The sequence below is a fragment of the Hydrocoleum sp. CS-953 genome (assembly GCF_002260545.1).
In the GTDB taxonomy this organism is placed as follows: Bacteria; Cyanobacteriota; Cyanobacteriia; order Cyanobacteriales; family Microcoleaceae; genus Trichodesmium.
The window spans coordinates 1-6,650 of record NZ_LGSU01001085.1 but is presented as its reverse complement, the minus strand read 5'-3'; the positions used below and the strand labels follow the sequence as shown (position 1 = coordinate 6,650).

The window sequence follows — 6,650 nt, the reverse complement described above, 5'->3', positions numbered from 1 at the left end:
GAATAATTTATTTTATCTATTTTAATTACTTGATAACTGAAGTGTGAGTCAAGTATAGCATTAATGCCTGGTAATTGGTATAATCCCCTCAAAAAATCATCACCAAAAAATTATTCATAAAACATACTTTTGTGAATAATTTTTTATGAATAATTAGTTGATTTATGCATCAGCTACATAAAATGATAAGAGCAAGTATTTCTTAATCTGAAAGTCAAAGGTTATGGCTACCCTAGACTTACAAGAGTTTCCGAAATTATGAGGTACATATAGCAATTCCCAAAGTTATACAATTTTAATAAATGTTTGCTACAAATGAGTAGGGGATTTTTTAGGAGTCAGCAGTCAGAATGAATACCTTTAATACCATGTTTTAGATCGGAAATGATCTTTTTTATCCAAGAGAAATCTTCTGAAAAATATTTTTATTCCCCTTACTATTCGTAACATTCTTTTTTCAAATTGTTATTATACCAATTCCCATGCATTAATGCTCTACTTAATTAGAACTTCAGTTATTAAGTAATTACTTTATTAGAATAATTTTTTTGCTTATTTTAGGTAAGTTAACGTTAATTATTATTTATTTTTACTTCTACCGTACGGACGTTGCATGCAACGTCCCTACACTCTCTTACTCCCCTACTCCATTAAATGTAGAAAAGTTTTTGATAAATGGTATTATTAGGTACTGCCGTGTCAAGCCTTAAATGTTACTTGAGAAAAATGGCAGGATGCTTATTTTTCAAACCTTTTAGGCGTTGGTGAATGATTGTATGATTTTTAGGAGTCAGGAGTCAGGAGTTAGGAGTTAGGAGTTAGGAGTTAGGAGTTAAAACAGCTTTTTTCCTTACTATTAATATTACGACCATAAGAATTTCATACCTTATTTCACCAATACCAGCTTTTACTTAAAAATCTAATACACTATTTTAAGCTTGACGCGCCAGTACAGTTGTTTTCTAATTCCCTATTCCCTATTTTATGAAATTGGTATAACAAGATATTTTTCGGTGTAATGTGAAAAAAATGCTTAAGTTGTAGAAAGGTAAACCTCACTCAACCATTAATGAGAGAATATCAATATAAGCGAGAATTGAATCCTTGCCATATATAAATCTTTGCTACAAAGCTACAAAATCTAATTATGAATAATTCTAATTTCACAAACGAATTACAATGGACCCCTGAAGCTAAGACTAAATTGAAAAAGATTCCCTATTTTGTTCGGACTCAGGCACGACAAAGAATCGAAGAATTGGCCAGAGAAACAGAATCACAAATAGTAACAGCAGAAATAGTTGAGCAAGCTCGGTTGGAATTTGGCCAGTAGGACAAACGTTATATCAACCAACAAACTCAAACAAAATCCTGACTAGCAAAGCAATTACTTTTTGCGGTCTAGAAAAAGGTCCCATAAAGCTTTAGACTGGAGTTTTGCAGATAGTCGAGTTTGAGGTGTATAAAATCAACAGTGAGAAAAATTATAATTGCTGGCAACTGGAAAATGTACAAAACCCAAGTAGAAGCTAAAGAGTTTCTCCTGGGTTTGATGTCTCAACTAACAAAAACCCCCGAAGAACGTGAAGTAGTTCTCTGCACTCCCTTCACTGCACTAGATTTTATGTCAAAAAGTTTGTATTGGAGTCGGATCAAGTTGGGTGCGCAAAATATTCACTGGGAAGACGAGGGAGCCTACACAGGAGAAATTTCTGGCTCAATGCTGAAGGAAGTTGGAGTTAGTTATGTAATTGTTGGCCACAGTGAGCGTCGTCAATATTTTGGCGAAACTGATGAAACAGTGAATTTGCGCTTAAAAGCTGCTCAGAAGTATGGTGTAACTCCTATTCTCTGTGTGGGAGAAACTAAGCAACAAAGAGATTCGGGAGAGACAGAATCACATATATTTTCTCAGTTGGACAAGGATTTAAAGGATGTGGATCAAGGAAATCTAGTAATTGCTTATGAGCCAATATGGGCCATTGGTACTGGTGACACTTGTGAAGCTACAGAAGCTAACCGAGTTATTGGTTTAATTCGTGGTAAGTTGACTAATCCTAATGTCACTATTCAATATGGTGGTTCTGTTAAACCTACTAATGTTGATGAAATTATGGCACAACCAGAAATTGATGGTGCTTTAGTTGGGGGTGCAAGTTTGAAACCTGATAGTTTTGCTCGTCTGGTTAACTATCAAAATTAGGGAATAAGGAATAGGGAATAGGGAATTAGGAAATTAGGGAATTAGGGAATAGGCGAAGACAAAATTATTTGTTAATTATTTTTCACCATAACTTTAACAGCTATCTCTATTATTTTCCCTTTTTTTTTCAATATTTATTTCTTCTCTCCTAGGTAACTAAAGCCTTCTTCCTTGTTCCCCTGGATGTAGGGATGTTGCATGCAACGTCCCTACCTCATGTAATACCATTTCTCAAAAACTTTTCTACATTTTGTTGAGTAGGAGAGTGGGGGAGTGGGGGAGAAGTAAAAATAATAATAATTAACATTAACTTGACTTAAATTAGCAAAAAAGTGATTATGTTTTTTAAAATTAGTTAATAACTGAAGTGTTACTGAAAAATTAAGGTATAAAGCCTCTCTATTCATGGATAAAAAAGCGGTTGTTTGCGGAGCAGTCCGTTAGGATGGGATGGCGTTAGCGAAGCGGGTCCGTAGGAGCGGGTCTCCTGCTCTTAACAGAGCCGCTCCGCTTTATATGTCGCGCAGCGAAACGCCATATCCAATCAACCAAGAGAAGAAAAAAAAATCCTTTTAGCCAATCCTATTCTTGATAATAAGAGGTAATTCTGCTAATAATTAATAATTAATAATTAATTATTGAAGCAAGTATAGCGTTACTTTTAGGAATTAGTATAAAAGAGTAATACCATTTCTCAAAAACCTTTCTACATTTTATTGAGTAGGGGAGTGAGGGACTGTAGGACGTTGCATACAACGTTCATATCGGAGAAGTAAAAATAATAATAATTGATATTAACCAGCCAGTAATTATCAAAAAAATTATTCTGCTTGTCTGAATTACTTAGTAATTGAAGTTCCACCCAAGTATAGCATTACTTTTGGTAATTGGTATAATTCGGTAAACAAGGAATAGAAAAAATGGAGAGTTTAGCTAAAAGTTTTGCTTGGGGAAAACGTACCTACATAATGGGTATTTTAAATGTAACGCCAGATAGTTTTAGTGATGGTGGTGATTTTAATACGCCAGAAGCAGCTTTAATGCAGGTAAAAAAAATGGTGGAGGCAGGTGCTGATATGATTGATATTGGCGGTCAATCAACTAGACCAGGATCTGAAGTTGTTTCTATAGATGAGGAACTTAATCGGGTTTTACCAATAATTCAGTTGTTAAGAAGTAAACAAAATATTTGTGCTGAAATCCCAATTTCTGTTGATACAACTAGGGCGATAGTTGCAGAAAAATCTGTTGAAGCTGGTGCTAATTTAATTAATGATATTTCTGGTGGAACTTATGATAATCAAATGTTTTCTGTGGTGGCTGCTTTGAAAGTGCCGATTATTTTAATGCACATTCGGGGGACTCCAAAAACAATGCAAAAATTGACAGACTACCAAGATTTAATTGGGGAAATTTATCAGTTTTTACAGAGTAGAATTGAGGTGGCTATTAGGGCAGGAATTGAAAGAGAGAAAATTATTATTGACCCTGGTATTGGTTTTGCTAAAAATTACGAACAAAATTTAGAAATTATCCGCAATTTATCAAGATTTAAAAGTTTAAATTGTCCGATTTTATTAGGATTATCTCGTAAAAGTTTTATTGGTAAAATTTTAAATCAACCTGATGCTAAACAAAGGGTTTGGGGAACTGCAGCAGGTTGTGTGGCAGCGATCGCTCAATCTGTAGATATTTTACGAGTTCACGATGTTAAAGAAATGTCTGAAGTTTGTAGAGTTGCTGATGTTATTTTTAGATAGGTAGTAGGGAGTAGGGAGTAGAGAGTAGGGAGTAGGGGAGTGGGAGAGAAGTAAACATAAGAATAATTAAAATGCTCCTAATTAATAATTATCTTCGGTTGTTTTGATGGATGGGAATCCCGCGCTGCAGGTGCAGGTCAGCGTCGGGAGGATGTCAACAAAGAGGTTATTTTGTCTGTGTTAATTAATTAATATCAGGACTTACGCAAACCAAGCAAGAAACCGGGTTTATTACTTGATTATTGTCTCTCAAACCACCAAGCTTCCTTGACAAACCCGGTTTCTGCATAAGTCCTAAATATTTGAAGCTTTACCTAACGAGACTTTAGGAAAAAATAGGTTAAAAATAAAGTCAAAATATGATACAGTAAAGTTTTTACATTAAATTAATTTTTTTATTAAAATATCTAGGTTTCGGCTATTTTGAGCAATTCAGGTATTTCCCTTGCTAATACTTGGCTTCAAGCCATTTTCAGTGTTAAAAATCCCAAAGTACCGCTAAGTAGAGAATAGTAATTGAGTAGGTGTGCAAAATTAATTACACATATTTTAAGGTAATAATAAATCGCTGCATTTACAGAATTCGGCTGTTACAGCGTTTATTATTTTCTGTTTTGACTAGGTAATTAATTTTGCATAGGGACTTAGTAGTTGGTATAAAAATTAGGAGTCATAATTAAGAGATTATATGATTCAAGTTGAACTAGAGGAGTAGGGAAGTAGGGGAGTGGGATAGAAGTAAACATAAGAATAACTAAAATGCTAACTAATAATTATTACAGAGGTTATTTGGTCTGTGTTAATTAATTAATAGTTTAAGCTTTAGCTAAGTAGAGAATAGTAATTAGTAGTTAGTCTAAAAATTAGGAGTCATAATTAAGAGATTATAGAATTCAAGTTTAACTAGAGATGATATAATAATTAGTCTGGCAAAATAGCCGTGAAAGTTCCATGTTTTTCAATCAGGAATAAAAGGTAATTACTTAGAACTTTTAACTTTTGACTTTGGTAAAAGCTCAGTATTTTTTAACCAGGAATAAAAGCAATTACTTTTGACTTTTGACTTCGGTACTGATAACTGATAACTGAAATTAAGCCTCTAACCTCAGCGGTCGGAACTGATAATTGATAACTGATAACTGATAACTGATAACTGAAATGTCTCGCTCTCAAGCTCTTTATTCTTATATATTAATCCGTTTGCTATTGGCACCACTGATGTTATGGACAATTAGCACTGTAGTTTTCTTATTATTACGAGCAACTCCAGGAGACCCTGTGGATGCTATTCTTGGACCAAAAGCTTCAACGGCTACTAAAGAAGCTCTCCGGTCTCAACTTGGTTTAGATGGTTCACTACTGAAACAATATTTTAATTATCTAGGAAAATTACTTAGTTTTGACTTGGGTACATCCATGACTACTCGTGGAGAGTCAGTTTGGCAAATTATTCAAAATCATTTTCCCGCCACTGTAGAATTAGCAGTATTTAGTATGGCGATCGCTCTAATTGTTGGAATTTCTATTGGGTCTATTGCTGCTTCTCATCCTAATACTAAATTAGATGTTGGTGGGCGTTTATTTGGAATTTTTACTTATGCAGTTCCGCCTTTTTGGGCAGGGATGATTTTACAATTAATTTTTGCCGTACAGTTAAAATGGTTTCCTTTAGGTACTCGTTTTCCTATTGGTGAAAATACACCTCCAAACATTACAGGTTTATATACAATTGATAGTATTTTAAGTGGAAATATCGGTCATTTTTTCACAACTATATATTATTTAGCTTTGCCGAGTTTAACATTAGGAATTTTGCTAAGTGGTATTTTTGAAAGAATGGTAAGAATTAATCTCAAACAAACATTACAAGCTGATTATGTGGAAGCTGCTAGAGCAAGAGGCATTTCTGAATTAAGAATATTATTTGCTCATGCTTTGAAAAATGCCATGATTCCAGTAATTACGGTTTTGGGATTAACTTTTGCTGCTTTATTAGGAGGAGCAATATTAACAGAAGTAACTTTTTCTTGGCCTGGTTTGGCAAATAGATTGTATCAAGCAATTAGTTCGCGAGATTATCCGACGGTGCAAGGAATAGTCGTATTTTTTGCAGGTATTGTTGTGGTGGCTAGTATTTTTATTGATATTTTAAATGCTTATATCGATCCGAGAATTAGGTATTAATGGAACTCAGGAGTTAGGAGTCATGAGTCATAAGTCATGAGTCAGGAGGGAAGAGCAGCAAGTTTTTATTACTAATTAGGGCTTGCTAATTAAATTTCAAAGCATTTGGAGATAAAGGTTTGAGCAATTTTAGGTCTTTAAAAAGTACCTGGTTTTCAGTTCTTCATCTTCAAAAAGTTAGCATTTTGGGTAAGAGTTTTGGAAAAAAATTACCGAATGATTAAGGTTTAAAGCCTTCTATTTCAAGAGAAACAATGAATTTATTTTCCTTTTATTCAATCCTCTTCCTTTTAGGTAGAGTTCAGCAATTAACAATGTTCATGTCTGCGACAGCAGAAACAATTAATAATTAATAATTACCCCTTCTTGAAACGGATAGGATTGGCTCAAAGGAAAATTTTTTTTTATTTATCCCCTTGAAAGGGGAAGCTTTAAACCTTAATTGTTGAATGAATAATTAATTATTGAATATCAACTCTTAATTATTAATTATTCGGTAATTA

Annotated in this window: 4 protein-coding genes; all 4 read left to right on the top strand. The window is 33.8% G+C overall.

The annotated features are described in order from the left end of the window. Positions 1–1,147 precede the first annotated feature (1,147 nt). Positions 1,148–1,333 (top strand): PCP reductase family protein, encoded by a 186-nt coding sequence (locus AFK68_RS16305; RefSeq protein WP_094673702.1) that lies wholly within the window; start codon positions 1,148–1,150, stop codon positions 1,331–1,333. 141 nt (positions 1,334–1,474) lie between these two features. Then, positions 1,475–2,203, top strand: coding sequence for a triose-phosphate isomerase (gene tpiA, locus AFK68_RS16300; RefSeq protein ID WP_094673701.1), 729 nt, complete (start codon positions 1,475–1,477; stop codon positions 2,201–2,203). A gap of 920 nt (positions 2,204–3,123) precedes the next feature. After that, positions 3,124–3,963, top strand: a complete 840-nt coding sequence (gene folP, locus AFK68_RS16295; RefSeq protein WP_094673700.1) for a dihydropteroate synthase — start codon at positions 3,124–3,126, stop codon at positions 3,961–3,963. A gap of 1,158 nt (positions 3,964–5,121) precedes the next feature. After that, positions 5,122–6,147, top strand: coding sequence for an ABC transporter permease (locus AFK68_RS16290; protein ID WP_094673699.1), 1,026 nt, complete (start codon positions 5,122–5,124; stop codon positions 6,145–6,147). Positions 6,148–6,650: the final 503 nt, after the last annotated feature.